Origin of the sequence: Blautia massiliensis (ex Durand et al. 2017), from assembly GCF_001487165.1 — a bacterium.
In the GTDB taxonomy this organism is placed as follows: Bacteria; Bacillota; Clostridia; order Lachnospirales; family Lachnospiraceae; genus Blautia_A; species Blautia_A fusiformis.
In genome coordinates, this window is record NZ_LN913006.1 from 1,300,827 (window position 1) to 1,319,182 (window position 18,356).

Annotated in this window: 17 protein-coding genes; 16 read left to right on the top strand and 1 reads right to left on the bottom strand. The window is 44.7% G+C overall.

The features are described 5' to 3' along the window. The first annotated feature begins 18 nt into the window (after nt 1-18). The 12 genes from BN3261_RS06965 to BN3261_RS07020 all read left to right on the top strand — a co-directional run bounded on the left by BN3261_RS06965 (nt 19) and on the right by BN3261_RS07020 (nt 13,718). Nucleotides 19-1,293, top strand: coding sequence for a methionine gamma-lyase family protein (locus tag BN3261_RS06965; protein ID WP_059085845.1), 1,275 nt, complete (start codon nt 19-21; stop codon nt 1,291-1,293). Then, entirely contained in the window at nt 1,290-2,495 is a 1,206-nt protein-coding gene (locus BN3261_RS06970; protein WP_110925773.1) for a BaiN/RdsA family NAD(P)/FAD-dependent oxidoreductase, read from the top strand. Before BN3261_RS06965 ends, BN3261_RS06970 begins: the two co-directional genes overlap by 4 nt. Further along, complete coding sequence (locus BN3261_RS06975) at nt 2,492-4,093, top strand: NAD(P)/FAD-dependent oxidoreductase (RefSeq protein ID WP_059085846.1); 1,602 nt, start codon at nt 2,492-2,494, stop codon at nt 4,091-4,093. Before BN3261_RS06970 ends, BN3261_RS06975 begins: the two co-directional genes overlap by 4 nt. Nucleotides 4,094-4,198: 105 nt before the next feature. Further along, nucleotides 4,199-4,906 carry a RadC family protein gene (radC, locus tag BN3261_RS06980; RefSeq protein ID WP_059085847.1) on the top strand — a complete coding sequence of 236 codons (708 nt, stop codon included), beginning with the start codon at nt 4,199-4,201 and terminating at the stop codon, nt 4,904-4,906. Between the two features lie 16 nt (nt 4,907-4,922). Then, the gene (locus BN3261_RS06985) at nt 4,923-5,936 is read left to right on the top strand and encodes a rod shape-determining protein (protein ID WP_021652032.1); all 1,014 of its coding nucleotides are present in this window, start codon (nt 4,923-4,925) and stop codon (nt 5,934-5,936) included. A gap of 13 nt (nt 5,937-5,949) precedes the next feature. Beyond that, nucleotides 5,950-6,846, top strand: a complete 897-nt coding sequence (gene mreC, locus BN3261_RS06990; protein WP_015525123.1) for a rod shape-determining protein MreC — start codon at nt 5,950-5,952, stop codon at nt 6,844-6,846. After that, the gene (gene mreD / locus BN3261_RS06995) at nt 6,836-7,363 is read left to right on the top strand and encodes a rod shape-determining protein MreD (protein ID WP_059085848.1); all 528 of its coding nucleotides are present in this window, start codon (nt 6,836-6,838) and stop codon (nt 7,361-7,363) included. Before mreC ends, mreD begins: the two co-directional genes overlap by 11 nt. Beyond that, the gene (locus BN3261_RS07000) at nt 7,348-10,245 is read left to right on the top strand and encodes a penicillin-binding transpeptidase domain-containing protein (RefSeq protein ID WP_059085849.1); all 2,898 of its coding nucleotides are present in this window, start codon (nt 7,348-7,350) and stop codon (nt 10,243-10,245) included. The genes mreD and BN3261_RS07000 overlap by 16 nt, the downstream gene beginning before the upstream one ends. Nucleotides 10,246-10,302: 57 nt before the next feature. Continuing rightward, complete coding sequence (minD, locus tag BN3261_RS07005) at nt 10,303-11,091, top strand: septum site-determining protein MinD (protein ID WP_015525126.1); 789 nt, start codon at nt 10,303-10,305, stop codon at nt 11,089-11,091. A 45-nt stretch (nt 11,092-11,136) separates the two neighbouring features. Further along, nucleotides 11,137-11,376, top strand: coding sequence for a cell division topological specificity factor MinE (minE, locus tag BN3261_RS07010; RefSeq protein WP_015525127.1), 240 nt, complete (start codon nt 11,137-11,139; stop codon nt 11,374-11,376). Between the two features lie 3 nt (nt 11,377-11,379). Then, a complete protein-coding gene (locus BN3261_RS07015; RefSeq protein ID WP_015525128.1) occupies nt 11,380-12,555 on the top strand; it encodes an FtsW/RodA/SpoVE family cell cycle protein in 1,176 nt (391 codons plus the stop codon). Continuing rightward, complete coding sequence (locus tag BN3261_RS07020) at nt 12,552-13,718, top strand: D-alanyl-D-alanine carboxypeptidase family protein (protein WP_015525129.1); 1,167 nt, start codon at nt 12,552-12,554, stop codon at nt 13,716-13,718. The genes BN3261_RS07015 and BN3261_RS07020 overlap by 4 nt, the downstream gene beginning before the upstream one ends. A gap of 76 nt (nt 13,719-13,794) precedes the next feature. Here the strand turns inward: BN3261_RS07020 and BN3261_RS07025 are convergent, their stop codons facing one another. Beyond that, nucleotides 13,795-14,316 (bottom strand): hypothetical protein, encoded by a 522-nt coding sequence (locus BN3261_RS07025; RefSeq protein ID WP_059085850.1) that lies wholly within the window; start codon nt 14,314-14,316, stop codon nt 13,795-13,797. A 195-nt stretch (nt 14,317-14,511) separates the two neighbouring features. Here BN3261_RS07025 and BN3261_RS07030 point away from each other — a divergent pair, with 195 nt between their 5' ends. From BN3261_RS07030 to BN3261_RS07045, 4 genes are all read left to right on the top strand, one after another. Then, nucleotides 14,512-15,060: a hypothetical protein gene (locus BN3261_RS07030; RefSeq protein ID WP_059085851.1), complete on the top strand. Its 549-nt coding sequence runs from the start codon at nt 14,512-14,514 to the stop codon at nt 15,058-15,060. A 42-nt stretch (nt 15,061-15,102) separates the two neighbouring features. Then, nucleotides 15,103-16,344 (top strand): DNA polymerase Y family protein, encoded by a 1,242-nt coding sequence (locus BN3261_RS07035; protein ID WP_059085852.1) that lies wholly within the window; start codon nt 15,103-15,105, stop codon nt 16,342-16,344. A 128-nt stretch (nt 16,345-16,472) separates the two neighbouring features. Then, a complete protein-coding gene (locus BN3261_RS07040) occupies nt 16,473-16,892 on the top strand; it encodes a hypothetical protein (RefSeq protein WP_022427284.1) in 420 nt (139 codons plus the stop codon). A gap of 167 nt (nt 16,893-17,059) precedes the next feature. After that, nucleotides 17,060-18,292, top strand: coding sequence for an MYG1 family protein (locus BN3261_RS07045; RefSeq protein ID WP_059085853.1), 1,233 nt, complete (start codon nt 17,060-17,062; stop codon nt 18,290-18,292). The last annotated feature ends 64 nt before the right edge of the window (nt 18,293-18,356 follow it).

Sequence of the window (18,356 nt, forward strand, 5' to 3'; positions counted from 1 at the left end):
AAAAAAGGAAAAATGATCATGAAAGAATTATATGCACAGCTTGGAATCTCTTCTGAAGTTTACGATTTCGGTAAATCTGTGGAAGATTCCCTGAAAGAACGTTTTGAGAAATTTGATAAGACTGCAGAATACAACCAGATGAAGGTTATCCGCGCCATGCAGAAGAACCGTGTCAGTGAGGCCTGTTTCGGAGCTTCCTCCGGTTATGGCTACAACGACCTTGGCCGCGAAACTCTGGAGCAGGTTTATGCCGATACCTTCCACACAGAAGCCTGCCTGGTACGCCCGCAGATCACCTGTGGAACTCATGCACTTGCCATTGCTCTCTTCGGAAACCTGCGCCCCGGTGACGAGCTTCTTTCCCCTGTAGGAAAGCCTTACGATACCCTGGAAGAAGTGATCGGTATCCGCCCGTCCAATGGTTCCCTTGCGGAATATGGCGTAAAATATCGTCAGGTGGATCTTCTCGAGGATGGTACCTTTGATTATGAAAACATCAGAAAAGCAGTCAATGAAAAAACAAAGCTGGTAACCATCCAGCGTTCCAAAGGCTATCAGACTCGTCCTTCCTTCTCTGTAAAACAGATCGGTGAGCTGATCGCTTTTGTAAAGAAGATCAAACCGGATGTGATCTGCATGGTAGATAACTGCTACGGTGAGTTCGTAGATACCATAGAGCCAAGTGATGTAGGTGCAGATATCATGGTGGGTTCCCTGATCAAAAATCCAGGCGGCGGTCTTGCCCCTATCGGCGGATATATCGCCGGAAGAAAAGACTGTGTGGAAAACGCTTCCTACCGTATGACCTGCCCGGGACTGGGCATGGAAGTGGGGGCAACCCTTGGTGTAAACCGTTCTCTGTACCAGGGATTTTTCCTTGCACCGATGGTTACCAAAGGAGCTTTAAAAGGCGCCGTTTTTGCAGCAAACATTTACGAAAAACTTGGTTTCCCGGTGGTACCGAACAGCACAGAACCACGTCAGGATATCATCCAGGCGGTCACTCTCGGAACACCGGAGGGTCTTGTAGCATTCTGCCAGGGTATCCAGGCTGCTGCACCGGTAGACAGCTTTGTAACACCGGAGCCGTGGGATATGCCGGGATATGACAGCCAGGTGATCATGGCAGCAGGGGCTTTCATCCAGGGTTCTTCCATCGAGCTTTCTGCCGATGGTCCTATGAAACCGCCTTATGCAGTTTATTTCCAGGGTGGTCTCACCTGGGAGCATGCAAAGCTGGGAATCCTGAAATCTCTTCAGTATATGGTTGATAAGGAACTTGTGAGATTATGAAAAAATCCGAAGGACCGGACTTAAAAAAACAGATCTTTGTCATAGGAGCCGGGGCTTCCGGTCTTATGGCAGCTATTCAGGCTGCTGTATACGGAGCTGCAGTTACGGTTCTGGAACAAAATGACCGTCCCGGCAAAAAAATCTGTGCTACGGGAAACGGCCGTTGTAATATGACGAACCTGAATCAGGATGAAAACGCTTACCGGGGATCTCATCCTGAATTTGCCAAAGATGCCCTGGCACAGTTTCCTGTGGAAAAAACTCTGAAATTCTTTCAGGAACTGGGAATCTGTACCACAGACCGCAGCGGATGGATCTATCCCCGAAGCAACCAGGCACAGAGTGTGGTAGATGTTCTTGTCATGAAGGCACGCAGCCTGAAGGTAAAGCTGAAAACCAATCAGACCGTTACCGGCGTGTCTTTTGCAGACGGACAGTGGAAGATCCATACGGACGGATGGACCTACAGTGGTGATGCCGTGATCCTTGCAAATGGTTCCCGTGCGTCTTCCGTTGCAGGTTCCTGCGAAAGCGGATATGAAATTGCAAAAAGTCTCGGACATCATCTGATCGAACCCCTTCCAGCTTTGACAGCTCTGAAATGTAAGGGAAATTCTTTTTCCGGCTGGAGTGGTGTACGGACAGAAGGTAAGATAACACTTTATATAGACGGCACACCGACAGTTTCCCAGCAGGGAGAACTGCAGCTTACCGATTACGGTGTATCCGGGATCCCGGTATTCCAGATTTCCCGCTATGCTATCCGTGCCGTCCATGAAAACAAAAATGTGGAGCTTTCCATAAATTTTTTTCCGGAACTGAACCGGAAAGAGCTGGAAGAATACCTGGAACAGAGAAAAACAGCCTGTCCTTACAAAACAGAAAAAGAACTTCTCATCGGACTTTTTCCTGAAAAACTGATCCGTGTTTTATGTGCACAGAAGGATCTTATCCGCGGGATCACCGATTTTCGTCTCACGGTAAAAAACGGCCTTTCCTTCGAACAGGCACAGGTTTGTTCCGGTGGAGTGGATACGTCTGAAGTTCACAGCAAAACCATGGAGTCCAGACTTCATAAAGGTCTTTATTTTGCCGGAGAGCTCCTTGACATTGACGGTACCTGCGGAGGTTATAACCTGCAGTGGGCATGGTCAAGCGGAGCTGCCGCCGGTATCTGGGCAGCAAAGGAGGAAGAAAAATGATCCGGATCACACAGCTGAAGCTTCCCATCACTCATACAGAAGAGCAGCTTCACCGAAAAATAGCAAAAATGCTTCGTCTTGGAAATCAGCCGTTCACCTATGAGATCCGAAAACAATCTCTGGATGCCCGGCACAAAGAGGATAAAAAATTTGTCTACACTGTAGATATTAAACTGGATAACGAATCCCGTGTTCTCAAAAAGGTTCACGATAAAAATATTATGTTAACCTCAGGGAAGAAATATCATTTCCCCTCCTCTGGTTCTGAAACTCTGTCCCATCGTCCTGTAGTGATCGGAAGCGGACCTGCAGGATTATTCTGTGCCTGGTACCTGGCCAAAGCCGGGTACTGTCCACTGGTACTGGAACGGGGAGAAGAAGCAGACAAACGCCAAGAAACCGTGGAAAATTTCTGGAAAAACGGCATCCTGGATCCGGATTCCAATGTACAGTTCGGAGAGGGCGGTGCAGGGACTTTTTCCGATGGAAAGCTGAATACTCTGGTAAAAGATACTTTTGGAAGAGGAAAGGAAGTTCTTTCCCGATTTGTGGAGGCAGGAGCTCCCTCTGAGATCCTTTACCAGCAAAAGCCTCATCTTGGCACAGATCAGCTTGTAGGTATCGTTCAGTTTATGCGTCATCAGATTGAAGAAATGGGCGGGGAATTCCGTTTTCGTTCCACAGTAACTGATCTGATGATCCGTGACCGGAAGCTTAATGCAGTCATTGTCAATGCAAAAGAGGAAATACCGGCAGAAATCTGCATTCTTGCTCCCGGCCACAGTGCCAGAGATACGTTTGCCATGCTGGAAAAGCACAATATTAACATGGAGCCGAAATCTTTTGCAGTGGGGGTACGTGTGGAACATCCGCAGACCATGATCAACCAGGATCTTTACGGGGAACCGGAAAACGACCGTCTGGGTGCATCCAGCTACAAGGTTACCCATACACTGGAAAACGGACGTGGCGTTTATTCTTTCTGTATGTGTCCCGGCGGATATGTTGTAAATGCATCTTCTGAAGAAGGTATGCTTGCAGTGAATGGTATGAGCTATCAGGCACGTGACAGCCATAATGCCAACAGTGCTATCATCGTTACGGTAAACCCTTCTGATTTTCCTGAAGAGGGAGTTCTCGGCGGAATCGCTCTGCAGCGAAAACTGGAGCGCGCTGCCTGGGAAGCCGGAAAAGGAAAAATTCCGGTACAGCTTTTCAAAGATTACTGTACCCATCAGAAAAGTACTAGGCTTGGAGATGTGATCCCCTGTATCAAAGGAGCTTATACACTTACCGATGTCCGCAGTATTTTCCCGAAAGAGATCGGCGATTCCATTGAAGCAGGAATCCATGCTTTTGGAAAAAAGCTTTCCGGTTTTGACCGACCAGATGCATTGCTGGAAGGAGTAGAAAGCCGTACCTCTTCTCCTGTACGGATCGTTCGGGAACCGAAAAAGCTCACTTCCAATATAGAAGGGATCTACCCCTGCGGAGAGGGCGCCGGTTACGCCGGAGGCATTACATCCGCAGCGATGGACGGGATCAAGGTGGCAGAAGCAGTCGCTTCTGTTTATGCCCTGCCTGTAAACAAAATGTGAAAAAAGTGGAAATTTCCGGGATAGAGTGTACATCCCTGCTTTTTTATGCTAAAATAACTTCTGCAATTTTGCATCCCCTTCTTCGAGAGCGAAAAGGGAAATCATATGAAAGATACTATAATGGAAATGCCAGATTATCAGCGTCCGTATGAAAAATGTCTGCGGGAGGGAGAACAGTCCTTAAGCGATCGAGAGCTTCTTGCCGTGATCCTGCGCTGTGGCGTACAGGGATCCAGTTCCCTGACTCTGGCAGATAAAATCCTGAATTTATCGAAACAGACCGGATACAGTGGTCTGCTTGGACTGTTTCATATTTCCATGCAGGAACTGATAAAGATCCATGGGATCGGTAAGGTAAAAGCCATACAGCTGAAATGTATCGGGGAACTTTCCAAGCGTATGGCAACCGCAGCTGCAAAACCGGAATTGTCTTTTCACCATCCGGTAACCATTGCGAAATATTATATGGAGCGGCTCCGGCATGAAGAGCAGGAATTGCTTTACTGCATGATGCTGGACGGACATAACCATTTGTCGGGGGAACAGCTTTTAAGCCGCGGTACTGTCAATGCCACACTGATCACACCAAGAGAAGTCTTTGTAGAAGCTGTAAAATATCGTGCGGTGAACCTGATCCTGGTCCACAATCATCCGGGTGGTGATCCCTCCCCCAGTCAGGCTGATCTGGATGTTACGGAACGGATCTATCATTGCGGTGAACTCCTCGGCATCCATCTTCTGGATCATGTCATCATCGGTGATCACAGGTATGTCAGTTTCCGCGAAAAAGGGATTTTTGATGAATATACTTAAGTGAAGGGACAGATTTATGCTTTTTAGAAATAATTACGGAGTAGACCTTGGAAGCAGCTCTGTAAAAGTCTATTCATTTTTCAGAAACAAAAGTTACATAGAAAAGAACATGGTAGCCTACAGAGGACGTCGGATCCTTGCCATAGGGAACGAAGCTTATGAAATGTTTGAAAAATCACCTGCAGATATTTCCGTAAATTCTCCTATGGCTTTCGGTATGCTGGCAAATCTGGAATTGCAGGAGATCGTCCTTTACAGCATGATAAAAAAAATCGATCATACATCCGGTCTCGGAGCAGACATGTATTTCTCCGTACCACTTGATATGACTGCTATCGAAAAGAGGGCATACTATCATCTGGTCAATGGTCACTGGCTGCGGAAAAACCGTGTTTTTATGGTGGAGTCCCCTATTGCAGATGCCATTGCCATGGGAATCGACCCTGAAAAGAATCAGGGCAGCATGATCGTAAACATCGGTGCACAGAGTACAGAGTTTTCCATCATAACCGACGGCAAGATCATCATCAGCCGTAAGATCCCCATCGGAGGCAGACAGATGAACGAATCTATCTGCAGCGAGATCCGAAAACATTATAATCTTCAGATTGGAACACGAACTGCAAAACGTCTGAAAGTAGTTATGGGAAGACTGAACGATCAGAAAAAAGAAGCCCGAAAAGTAGTCGGGATCGACAGTATTTCCGGACTTCCACGAGAAGAAGTTATTTCTGCCTACGTTGTTAATGAAGGGATCGCCAACTGTGTGAACCAGATCGCAGCAGAGATGAAATCTTTTCTGGAACGTACCCCGCCACAGATCGCTTATCATATCGCAAAAGAGGGCATTTATCTGACCGGCGGCAGTACACGGCTTCCTTATATAGATAACTATCTGGCTAGCTATACAGGATTTGCTTTTAATCTTTCTGATCTGTATGAAACTTCTGCAGCATACGGCCTGGAAAAGATCATCCGCGACAGAAACCTGCGCAAATGGGCCCAGCCGGTAAAGCAGAAAAAACTGTAAAGGGGCATATATAATGAAAAACATCCGAAAAAAAGTGCGTTTTCATTTTAATTTAAAAAGTAAACATCTTCTGGTAATCATGACACTTTTCTGTGGAAGCTGCATTGTAGCTACAGCAGCCTCCGGAACCTCTTCCGCACCACTTCAGGAGGCAGCCGGTTTTCTTATCGTTCCCTTTGAAAAGGGGATCGCCGGTGTCAGCGATATATTTGGAAATGTAAAAAACAATCTTCGTGATAAACAGGACGTGCTTCAGGAAAACGAAGAGCTGAAAAGTCAGATCAACAGTCTTACGGAACAGAATAACATCCTGATCCAGGACCAGACAGAGCTCACACGCCTGAAGGAACTTTACGATCTTGATCAGGAATATACCGACTATCCCAAGGTTGCCGCAAGGATAATCTCCAAAGATCCCGGAAACTGGTATGATACCTTTATGATCAACAAAGGCAGTAATAACGGGATCCGGGTTGATAACAACGTAATCGCCGGAAAGGGTCTTGTGGGTATCGTTACAGAAGTGGGACCTTCCTGGGCTACTGTCCGTTCCATCATCGATGACAGCAGCAATGTCAGTGCCATGGCAGTCAGTACTTCCGACAACTGCGTTGTCACTGGAGATCTGAAATTGATCGATGAAGGCAAATTAAGCTTTGAGCAGCTTTACGATCAGGATAACAAGGTAACAGTCGGAGAACGTATTGTCACCTCGAACATCAGTGAAAAATATGTGGAAGGACTGTTTATTGGTTATGTCAGTGAGATCCAGCAGGATCCCAATAACCTGACAAAAACAGGTACGATCGTTACACCGGTTGATTTCGGTCATCTGAAAGATGTATTTGTGATCACCACCAATAAACAGGACGCGATAGACAAATCGGAGGATGCGTCCAATGAAAAATAAGATCATATTATTTATCACTATCATTGTCTGTTTTCTCCTTCAGTGCACAGTAATGGACCGTATTTCCATTGGATCCATCACTCCAAATCTGCTTTTGATCCTGTGTGTATCCATGGGACTTATGCGTGGAAGAAAAGTCGGTCTGTGGACTGGATTTTTTTCCGGGCTTTTCGTCGATCTCTTTTATGGATCATTGTTTGGATTTTATGCACTGATCTATATGTATATAGGTTTTATCAGCGGCTATGCATTCCGCAGTTTTTATGATGATGATCTGAAAGTTCCGCTTTTTCTTGTAGCAGGAACAGATCTTCTTTATAATCTGGCTGTGTATGGCCTCCAGTTTCTGCTCAGAGGCCGTCTTGGATTCTGGACCTACATATACAGGATCATTATCCCCGAGATTGTATATACGGTTTTTCTCACCATCATCGTATACCGGGTATTTTACTGGATCAACTACCACTTAATGGATACTGTAAGGAAAGAAAGTGAGTCTATTTGGGAATTAAAATAAAAAAAATCATCAAAAAAATCCGTCTGAAACGTACTACAGTTCTTGTGATCGTATTTATTTTTCTGTCATCTGTCCTGGTCCGGCAGCTTTTCAGTCTGCAGATCATACAGGGAGAGGATTACATCAGTAAATTTCAGACACGTACCACCAAAACACGCGTGATCAAAAGCACCCGTGGTAATATTTATGACCGTAACGGCACAGTTGTCGCCTCCAATGTACTTGCATATTCTGTCACATTCGAAGATAGCGGTACATACAACAGCACCAGAGAAAAGAATCTGACTCTGAACGGTATCGCCTACCAGGTATTACAGATTCTTTCCAAAAACGGGGACAGCTTATCTGATAATTTTCATATTACCGTCAATGATCATGGCGACTATGCTTTTGATGTAGATGAAGGATTTACTCTTAACCGTTTCCGTGCGGATATTTACGGAGAAGCACAGATTGATGATCTCAGTGATGAACAGAAAAACGCAACCGCAGCCCAGATCATGGATCATCTTACCGGAAGCAACGGATTTTCTATCGTTCTTTACGGAAAAGATGCCTACACCCCGGAAGAACTTGCCGCACATTCTCTTCCGGAAGAGCTTACCAAACAGGAAATCCTCGAAATTGCGATCATGCGCTATCAGCTGAACACCAACAGTTTCAAGAAATATATGCCGGTGACCATTGCAACAAATGTCAGTGAAAAATCTGTGGCAGCCATAAAAGAAAATCAGGCCGCTCTCCAGGGTATTGACATTGTAGAAGATTCCACCAGAAAATATGTGGACGATGAGAGTATGGCGCCGATCCTCGGTTACACAGGCCAGGCCTCTTCTGAAGAACTGGAAACCCTTCGTAAGGATAATCCTGATTATTCCAATGATGCGGTTGTTGGAAAAGCCGGGATCGAACAGTATATGGAGCTTGAACTTCAGGGAAAAGATGGAGAAGAAACGGTCACAGTTGATAATCTTGGTAAAGTCCTTGATATCGACAATTCCAAAACTGTTGATCCTGTGGCCGGAAACGATGTTTATCTGACCATTGATTCCGACTGGCAGAAGAGTATTTACCAGATCCTGGAACAGCGTGTTGCCGGTATTGTCCTCTCTAAACTGACACCAAATAAAAGCTTTGATTATGAAGCAGAGAAAGATGCAAGTAAGATCACCATCCCAATCTATGATGTATACAATGCACTGATCGCAAACAGTGTGATCGATATCAATAAATTCAGCGATGCAGATGCTTCCGATACAGAAAAAAATTTATACGCCAAATTTCAGCAAAAACAGCAACAGGTTTTTGATACAATAAGTAACAGGCTGACAGGTGACAATCCTCCCGCCTATAAGGATGAAGATACGCAGATGCAGGAATATCTTACCTATATCTGTGATGATCTTCTTACCAATACCCTGAAGGTACTGAAAAGTGATTCCATTGATACCTCAGATGAAACATACAAAGCCTGGAAAAATGACCAGAGTATCAGTCTGAAAGATTATCTGAACTATGCTGCCAGTCAGAACTGGATCGATATTTCCCAGATCTCAACCTCCGGAGAATATCTGGATTCTGAAGAGATCTATCAGGCTCTTACCGCCTATATCATTGATTACCTGAAGACAGATACAGGCTTTTCAAAGCTTCTGTATAAATATATGCTTCAGGAAGACACCATCAGTGGAGAAGATCTGTGTCTTGTTCTCTATGAACAGGGCGTTCTTTCAAAAGAAGACGAGCTGTATCAGACAATGGCCTCCGGTGGTCTTGATGCCTACACCTTCATGTATCGCAAGATCGCAAATCTTGAGATCACACCGGCCCAGCTTGCGTTGGCTCCGTGCTCTGCATCTGCGGTGATCACAGATACTACAACCGGAAATGTTCTCGCATGTGTTTCCTATCCGGGATATGATAATAATCGTCTGACCAACAATATGGACACCGATTATTATGCAAAGCTTTCCACAGATCTTTCCAGCCCGTTCTTCAACAAGGCAACACAGCAGAAGACGGCTCCAGGATCTACCTTAAAGATCTTATCTACTGTTGCCGGCATGTCCGAGGGCGTAATAGATGATGGCACATATATTGAATGTACAGGAAGCTTTGACCTTGTAACACCTCCGATCAACTGCTGGAATAAACAGGGCCACGGTTCTCTTGATATCCGTGAGGCCATTGAGCAGTCCTGTAACGTATTTTTCACTACGATCGGTTTCGAACTTGGTAAAGATTCCGAAGGTAATTTTTCTGAAGCCAGAAGTCTTGGAATGCTTCAGAAATATGCTTCCCTCATGGGATTGGATCAGAAAACCGGCATTGAAATTTCCGAGGCTTCTCCGCAGGTTTCTGACAAAAACGCGGTTCCTTCCTATATTGGACAGGGTACTAATACGTTTACGACCAGCCAGCTTGCACGCTATGCGTCAACGATCGCCACTTCCGGTACGATCTACAAGCTTTCCCTTCTGGACCGTGTGACGGATTCCAAAGGAAAACTTATAAAGGAATATCCTTCCGAAACAGCTGGACAGTTGGATCTTTCCAGCAATATCTGGGATGCCATCCATGACGGTATGTATCGTGTAGTGCAGACTCATGATCAGTTTAACGGACTTGGAGTTGAAGTAGCAGGAAAAACCGGTACTGCCGAGATTGACTATTTTCATCCGAACAATGCACTTTTTATCGGATATGCGCCTGTTTCTGATCCCAAGTACGCAATATCTGTACGAATCGCAAACGGATATGCATCCGGTAATGCCTGCCTTGCAGCTAATGATATCTTTAAATACATTTTCGGACTTGCAGATGAAAGCACCATTCTCACTGGCTATGCAGCAAGCGATACCAGTAATGTATCGAATGACTAAACAAACTTTATGAGGATACCAGAAGTGTGGAACATTTTATAGGAGGAATCAGAAAACATGAGTGAAGTCATTGTCATTACATCTGGAAAAGGCGGTGTTGGAAAAACCACCACCGTGGCAAATATCGGGACCGGACTGGCTGCCATGGGAAAAAGGGTTGCAGTTGTAGATACCGATATCGGACTCCGAAATCTGGATGTTGTCATGGGACTGGAGAACCGTATTGTTTATAATCTGGTTGATGTGATCAATGGGAGCTGCCGCCTGAAACAGGCACTGATCCGGGATCGTCGGCATTCAGAACTGTATCTTCTTCCGTCTGCCCAGACCAAGGACAAAACTGCCGTATCTCCGGAACAGATGATCAAGCTTACCGATGATCTCCGGGAAGAATTCGATTATGTCCTTCTGGATTGTCCGGCAGGAATTGAACAGGGATTCAAAAATGCAGTAGCCGGAGCGGACCGTGCACTGGTCGTGACCACACCGGAAGTTTCCGCGATCCGGGATGCAGACCGTATCATCGGGTTGCTGGAGTCCGGAGGGCTCCGGGATATCCGGCTGATCATCAACCGGCTTCGACCGGAAATGATCGCCAGAGGTGATATGATGTCCGTAGAAGATGTGTTGGAAATCCTGGCTGTAGATCTGATCGGTGCGATCCTGGATGATGAACAGATCGTGATTTCCACAAATCAGGGAGAACCTTTATCCGGAAAAAATTCCCAGGCAGAAGAAGAGTATCGCAATATCTGCCGGAGGCTTATGGGCGAAGAGGTCCCTTATGTTACTGTGCGTCGAAAAAATGGTGTATTTCACCGTCTTGGCAGCATTTTTCGAAAATAACAGACGCTTTGCTGTCTGACATTTTTCATCACAGGAGGAATGATTATGGGATTTTTCTCCGGGAAAAACCACTCTGCAGGCTATGCACGCGACAGGATGAAGCTTCTTCTTGTATCGGAACGCATAGACTGTTCTCCACAGATGATGAAGCTTTTACGGAACGATCTGATACATGCCGTAAAAAAATACGTTGTAATTGATGAACCAGGGGTGACCATACAGATCACACAGGAACCACCTGTTCTGCATGCAGTCATACCCGTACTTAAGAAAAGAGATGCATAATTTATGATTAAACAGTATAAGCTGCGGTTTTACAATTTTCGACTGGTGATCTTTCTCCTGGCGATCAGCTTTATTGGAATTCAGCTTGTAGGAACAGCTGCCGACTACCTTCGCACACGTCAGCTTCTGGGTGTGATCATCGGTGTAGTCTTTATGCTGATCCTTTCACTGATGGATTATTCCTGGCTGCTGAATTTTCAATGGATCATGTATGGATTTAATATCGTTATGCTTCTGGCTGTCCGGTTCTTCGGATCCAGCGCCAATGGTGCTGCCAGATGGGTGGATTTAGGTTTTATCCGTTTCCAGCCTACCGAGCTTTCAAAGATCATCATTATCCTGTTTTTTGCCAAATTTTTTATGGATCATGAGGAAGATCTGAATACCTTAAAGACTCTGATACAATCAGCTGTCCTTCTGGTCATCCCACTGATGCTGATCTATGTACAGCCGGATATGAAAAACACCATCACCGTAACAGTCCTGTTCTGTATTCTGATCTACATCGCAGGACTTAGTTATAAGATCATCGGAGGTGTAGCCTTGATCGCGATTCCTCTAGCCATCATCTTTCTGTCCATTATCGTGCAGCCGGATCAGAAACTGATACAGGATTACCAGAGAAACCGTATCATGTCATTCCTGTATCCGGAGAACGAAGAATACGCAGATGATATTGAACAGCAGAACAACTCAAAAACAGCCATCGCCTCCGGAGAGCTTGTGGGACGTGCTTTCAGTAATGACACCAGTGTTACATCCGTAAATGATGGAAACTTTGTTTCTGAGAATCAGACCGACTTTATTTTTGCGGTGGCTGGAGAGCAGTACGGATTTATCGGCTGTACTCTGATCGTACTGCTGCTGTTTCTGATCACCTTTGAATGTATCCGTATGAGCCTGCGGGCCAAGGATCTTGCCGGTAAGATCATATGCTGCGGTGTTGGAAGCATTGTTTCCATACAGAGCTTCATCAACATCTGTGTTGCTACCGGCCTTGCACCAAACACAGGTACTCCGCTTCCTTTTGTAAGCTATGGTCTTACTTCTCTGATCAGTCTGTTTATGGGTATGGGACTTGTTCTCAATGTAGGACTGCAGAGCAGTGCATATAATAAAGAATTACAGAAAAAAGGTCAGAAATCGGATACCTACTTTCGGAAAGAGGAATACTTATGACACGTAAAGAACCTGTAAAAAATCATATACGTTCTGGCAATCCTTCCAGAGGTCAGGCTTCCCGGGCTGCACATACAGCTTCCAAGGGGACAAAAACAACTTCCATGCCGTCTGACAGAACTGTTTCTGCCAGACGTAAAGCTCAGAATACCCGGATGAAACGGATGCGTCGTAAAAGGATCCGCAACACCATTTTTCTCCTTCTTCTGCTGATCGTACTATGCACAGCTGGCGGTTTTGGTGTTTACATGCTGAAGGGCGGAGATTTTTCCACTCCTGCAAATTCTTTCAATGCATTCTCCGAGTTTGATAATACTCTGACTTCCAAAGAAGAGCAGCGCGCGGCAGGTTTCGCCCATGATCTCTGTGTTGTTACAAAAGATGTTGCTCTGGATTCTGTCAGTCTGGATGACAGCCAGTCCGGTGTGCTTCTGAATCTCAGTGATAAAAAGGTACTCTATGCAAAAGGTGCCTACAACAAGGTTTATCCTGCCAGCATCACAAAGATCATGACAGCTATGCTTGCACTGAAATATGGAAACATGGACGATACAGTAACGATCTCACAGGAGAATGTTACCCTGGAATCCGGTTCTCAGGTAGCTGGTTTCCAGGCGGGAGATCAGGTTACCATGGATCAGCTTCTTCATTGTCTTCTTGTTTATTCTGCCAATGATGCAGCATCTGCCATTGCGGAACATATAGGTGGATCAACAGATAAATTTGTAGAGATGATGAACAGCTTTGCTGCAGAACTTGGCTGTACAGGAACTCACTTTACCAATCCCCATGGTCTTCAGGACGAAAATCATTATACAACGCCTTATGACATTTATCTGATGCTGAAAGAAGCCTTGAATTATCCGGAGTTTACAGACATCACACAAATGGCATCTTATACAGTTAGCTATAAGCATTCCGATGGCTCCGATGCAAGTGCTACCTTACCCGCTACAGATCATTATCTTACCGGAGAGGCAGCAACTCCTAAGGATGTCACTATTCTTGGAGGAAAAACAGGAACAACCGATAAAGCCGGTAACTGTCTGGCACTTTTAAGCCAGAATGCTTATGGGAAGCCATTTATTTCCATCGTCATGGGTGCGTCCTCAAAGGATGTTCTTTATCAGGAAATGACATCCTTGCTCCAGAACATCAACTGACAGGATTCCATACAAAAAAGCAGATCTGTTTGAAATTTTATTTCGCAGATCTGCTTTTTTATTCTTTTTTTTACATTCAGTTAATTTCTACTGTATCATCGGTGCCATCACTGCCGGTATCTTCGGTCTCACTGCTATCAAGATCCGTATCCGAAGTACCACTGTAATCATTGTCATCGACCACTTCACCGGAGCCACTGTCCGGATCTTCATAATTGCCTGCGTCTTCACCGGTTCCATCTGAAGATGTATCTGAAGTATCTGCTCCATTGGCTTCACTATCCGTATTGCCGTCGTAAGAATTATCACCTGGATCATAAGTCGGCTCTTCCGTATAGGAATCTCCGTCCCCAGTATCGTCATAAGAATACGAACTCTCGGGCTCACTGCTGTAGCTGTCCTCTGTATAGATTGGAAAATCCGCATCAGCGGTTCCCTCTGATGTAGAATCTGTAACAGGCTCCGCCGCATTATTATCCGGAATAGCAGTAAGATGAGAAACCGTTCCATCCTTTGGGACGACGATATAGATTCCCAGCATCACGATACATAATGCCATGGCTAATCCGGCAATCTTCATTTCTTCCATATGTTTCATCGCTGATGATCTCCCTGTCGTTTTTTTGTATTATAGCACAGAATCACTCATATTTGTAAAACAGCCATGTATTTCTTTTGTTTTTCTGTAACAGTTCCCGAAATTTATTTCGCGATCATATAGACACACTTTCTCTGGGTGTTTATAATAAATAATCATATTTATTCATAAGCTTAAAGAAAGGCGTAACATTTTATGGGCGACTGCATTACCACATACACTGGAAAACATTTTGATCCGACACATCCGGACGAAGAGCTGATCTGCATTGAGGACATTGCACACGCACTTTCTCTTCTATGCCGCGGAAATGGTCATGTAAGGACTTTTTTCTCTGTAGGGCAGCATTGCATCCTCTGTGCCAAAGAAGCCGAAGCACGTGGCTATTCCGGCCGTCTTATACTGGCGTCCCTTCTTCACGATGCCAGCGAATGTTATATGTCCGATGTTCCAAGACCATTTAAGAAAAGTCTTCCTGCGTATCGGAAACAGGAGGAAGCTCTTTTAAACATTATCTATCAGAAATATCTGGGATCCGGACTTTCTGACATAGAAGAGCAGAAGCTGAAGGAGATCGACAATGACCTGCTCTGGTATGACCTGAAATATCTTCTGAATGAAACACCGGACACTCCAAAACCGGTTGTCCATGTTCCGATCCAATACCGGCAATACCCTTTTTCACAGGTAGAAGAGGAATATCGGAACCTTTTTGATCAGCTGTCTGCAAAAATCTGTAAATAGATATAACAGACACACTTTATACAATTGAAAGAAGAACCCTATATGGAACGATTGATTTTTCATGTTGATGTAAACAGTGCTTTTCTTTCCTGGGAAGCAGCAAAAAGAGTAAAGATGGGACTTCCGGATCTGAGAGACATCCCTTCCTGTATTGGCGGAGACCCCAGTAAACGTACCGGCATCGTTGTCGCCAAGTCCATTCCTGCAAAAAAATACGGAATCCAGACAGGAGAGCCTATGGCTATGGCTTTTCGCAAATGTCCGAATCTTGTGGCCGTTCCATCTGACTTTGAATTATACGATAAATGTTCCAGAGCCTTCAAAAAAATCTGTGGGTCCTATGCACCGGTAATGGAATCCTTTTCCATTGATGAGGTTTTTCTGGATATGACCGGAACCTCCTATATTTACCCGGATCCGGTGGCAACTGCCCATGAGCTGAAGGATAAGATCCGTACAGAACTCGGCTTTACCGTAAATATCGGCATCTCCACCAATAAACTTCTTGCAAAAATGGCCTCTGATTTCGAAAAGCCAGATAAGGTGCATACTTTATTTCCGGAAGAAATCCCTGTAAAAATGTGGCCTCTTCCAGTGAGAGAGCTTCTTTTTCTTGGCAGATCCTCTGAAAAAAAACTGCAGGACGCAGGGATCAGAACCATCGGAGATCTGGCTCATGAAAAAAAAGCAAAGATACAGGCACTTCTCGGTGAAAAAGCAGGACAGCAGTTATATCAGTATGCCCGTGGCCTTGATGACTCCCCTGTGAAAGCAAAACCTGATGAAGCAAAAGGATTCAGTCTGGAAACTACATTTAACGATGATCTGGTCTCACTGGAGCAGGCACTTCCAATCCTGCTGGAACAATGCGATATTCTGGCCGCCCGCATGCGCCGCAAAAAGAAAAAATGCACCTGCATTTCTGTAACCTTCCGTACCCTGGATTTTCGAAACAAATCTCATCAGACTAAACTGCCAAATGCCACCGATATCACAGAAGAGATTTACAGAAATGCCCAAAACCTCTTTCAGGAGTCCTGGATGAGACAGCCACTCCGGCTCCTGGGAGTATCACTGACCGGTCTTACGGATGATTCCTTTGAACAGCTGTCCTTTTTTGAGGATACTCACAAGAAGGAACGCCAGCAGAAACTGGATGCAGCACTGGATTCCATCCGTCTGAAGTACGGAAACGACAAGGTTACCCGGGCCAGTATCATGAACAGCACTGCCCGGATCGGAAGGAAAGCAAAAGCACAAATGGAAAATGAAAGAGATCAGTAAAGCTTGATTAAAATTACCAGTTTTTTTCAAAAAGCCCTTGCAATTTTATTCACAATGCACTATAATTTGAAGCATATCAATAGCAATTTTATTCAAAATTATTATATGTGTCTAAGGAGGAAAACAGGATGGTTGAACTGATTGTAGGAAAGAAAGGCAAAGGAAAAACAAAAGTACTGTTAGACAAAGTAAACGGAGCTGTTAAGGACGCCAACGGCAGTATTGTTTACTTAGACAAGAGCACCAAGCACATGTATGAGCTGAACAACAAGGTCCGCCTTATCGATGTTTCCGGATTTCCGGTTAAAAATGCGGACGAATTTGTAGGATTTATCTGTGGTATCCTCTCTCAGGATCATGATCTGGAGCAGGTATATCTGGACAGCTTCCTTACAACAGCCAAGCTTGAAGGAAAGGACGCAACCGGAACACTGGATCAGTTAAGTGCCATCGGTGAAACCTTCAAAGTTTCCTTTATTATCAGTATGTCTCTGGATAAAGAAGAAGTTCCGGAAGCATATCAGGATAAAATTATCTGCGCATTATAATAAAATTGAATATGAACGTCCTATTTTGTACATAAAACATAAAAGAACGTAAATTTTTAAAGGGATCTGTCTTCAGGACGGATTCCTTTTTAACTGTAGGAAACTTTGTTTATTCTTCATTTCTGTGGTATACTGAAGAGCAGAATAAACACACAGGAGCGTTTCATATGAATCATTTACTGGAAAAAATCAAACAAAAAAATGCATCCGCATTCACCCACAGCGGGAAATTTCACGCAGACGATGTTTTTTCTGCCGCTCTGCTTTTATATCTGAATCCCGAGATTACCATCACACGTGGAAACCAGGTTCCTGAAAACTATGAAGGTCTTGTTTTTGATATTGGCAGAGGACAGTATGATCATCATCAGAAAAACAGCCGTATCCGCGATAATGGCGTCCCATATGCGGCCTTCGGCCTTCTCTGGGAGAAGCTTGGACCGGAAATCCTAGGTGAGGAACTGGCACTAAAATTCGATGAATCCTTTGTCCAGCCTCTGGATATCAATGATAATACCGGTGAAAAAAATGAACTTGCCACACTGATCGGCAATTTTAATCCGGGATGGGATTCCAAAAGCAGTAATGACGAAGCCTTTTTCCAGGCAGTCAGTGTGGCAGGCATGATCCTGGAAAATAAATTCGAGCGTTACCTTGGAAATGAACGTGCAGACAGACGGGTGGAAGAAGTTCTTACAGAACATGCTGCTTCCCTCGCTTCGGGTGATACCCCGGCAGAAAATACCAATATCCTTATACTTCCGGAATTTATTCCCTGCCAAAAACGCCTTTCGGAAACCAACATTGCTTTTGTGATCTTTCCGTCCAACCGGGGCGGTTACTGTATCCAGCCACAGAAAAAAGAATATTCCATGAATTACAAATGCAGTTTTCCTTCTTCCTGGCTTGGCCTGGAAGGCGAGGAGTTATCTTTGGTAACCGGTCTTAAAAGTGCAGCCTTTTGTCATAAAGGAGGATTTCTCATGACCTGCGGAACCCTTGAGGATTCTGTTCTTGCCTGCAGGAGCAGTCTTGCCGCCTTCCATGAAGAAGCTGTGATCGTAAGCCTTGGCGGAAATAAAGAAACAGACATGCTACTTCAAAAGCTTCCGGATCTTTCTTCTGCCAGGATCATACATTTGCCGGTTCCCCAATTACCGGAGCTGACTCTGAACGGAATCTACGGAGAACTCTCCATGGAAAAGACAGAATGGAAAAGCTTTATAAAAGACAGAATTAAAGAAATCCTCCGCTACAAACCGGAAGCAGTTTTTGCAGATAATGCCATGTTTTCCCTGTATCCCATCGTTCATGCTCTGCGAAAAAAACATATTCCCGTTCTTACAGCAGTAGAAAAAGACGGACAGAAGCTTCTGGTACGGATCCCATCCGGTTCTTAAAGATCTTAAACATGTAATTAATTGTATTTACAGATATATTCACATTGCGTATTTATACAGAAAG

What these genes read in the sequence shown, in the direction of transcription:
- BN3261_RS06965 (WP_059085845.1), top strand. Translation starts at nt 19, where the DNA reads ATGAAAGAATTATATGCACAGCTTGGAATCTCTTCTGAAGTTTACGAT.
- BN3261_RS06970 (WP_110925773.1), top strand. Translation starts at nt 1,290, where the DNA reads ATGAAAAAATCCGAAGGACCGGACTTAAAAAAACAGATCTTTGTCATA.
- BN3261_RS06975 (WP_059085846.1), top strand. Translation starts at nt 2,492, where the DNA reads ATGATCCGGATCACACAGCTGAAGCTTCCCATCACTCATACAGAAGAG.
- radC (WP_059085847.1), top strand. Translation starts at nt 4,199, where the DNA reads ATGAAAGATACTATAATGGAAATGCCAGATTATCAGCGTCCGTATGAA.
- BN3261_RS06985 (WP_021652032.1), top strand. Translation starts at nt 4,923, where the DNA reads ATGCTTTTTAGAAATAATTACGGAGTAGACCTTGGAAGCAGCTCTGTA.
- mreC (WP_015525123.1), top strand. Translation starts at nt 5,950, where the DNA reads ATGAAAAACATCCGAAAAAAAGTGCGTTTTCATTTTAATTTAAAAAGT.
- mreD (WP_059085848.1), top strand. Translation starts at nt 6,836, where the DNA reads ATGAAAAATAAGATCATATTATTTATCACTATCATTGTCTGTTTTCTC.
- minD (WP_015525126.1), top strand. Translation starts at nt 10,303, where the DNA reads ATGAGTGAAGTCATTGTCATTACATCTGGAAAAGGCGGTGTTGGAAAA.
- minE (WP_015525127.1), top strand. Translation starts at nt 11,137, where the DNA reads ATGGGATTTTTCTCCGGGAAAAACCACTCTGCAGGCTATGCACGCGAC.
- BN3261_RS07015 (WP_015525128.1), top strand. Translation starts at nt 11,380, where the DNA reads ATGATTAAACAGTATAAGCTGCGGTTTTACAATTTTCGACTGGTGATC.
- BN3261_RS07020 (WP_015525129.1), top strand. Translation starts at nt 12,552, where the DNA reads ATGACACGTAAAGAACCTGTAAAAAATCATATACGTTCTGGCAATCCT.
- BN3261_RS07025 (WP_059085850.1), bottom strand. Translation starts at nt 14,316, where the DNA reads ATGAAACATATGGAAGAAATGAAGATTGCCGGATTAGCCATGGCATTA.
- BN3261_RS07030 (WP_059085851.1), top strand. Translation starts at nt 14,512, where the DNA reads ATGGGCGACTGCATTACCACATACACTGGAAAACATTTTGATCCGACA.
- BN3261_RS07035 (WP_059085852.1), top strand. Translation starts at nt 15,103, where the DNA reads ATGGAACGATTGATTTTTCATGTTGATGTAAACAGTGCTTTTCTTTCC.
- BN3261_RS07040 (WP_022427284.1), top strand. Translation starts at nt 16,473, where the DNA reads ATGGTTGAACTGATTGTAGGAAAGAAAGGCAAAGGAAAAACAAAAGTA.
- BN3261_RS07045 (WP_059085853.1), top strand. Translation starts at nt 17,060, where the DNA reads ATGAATCATTTACTGGAAAAAATCAAACAAAAAAATGCATCCGCATTC.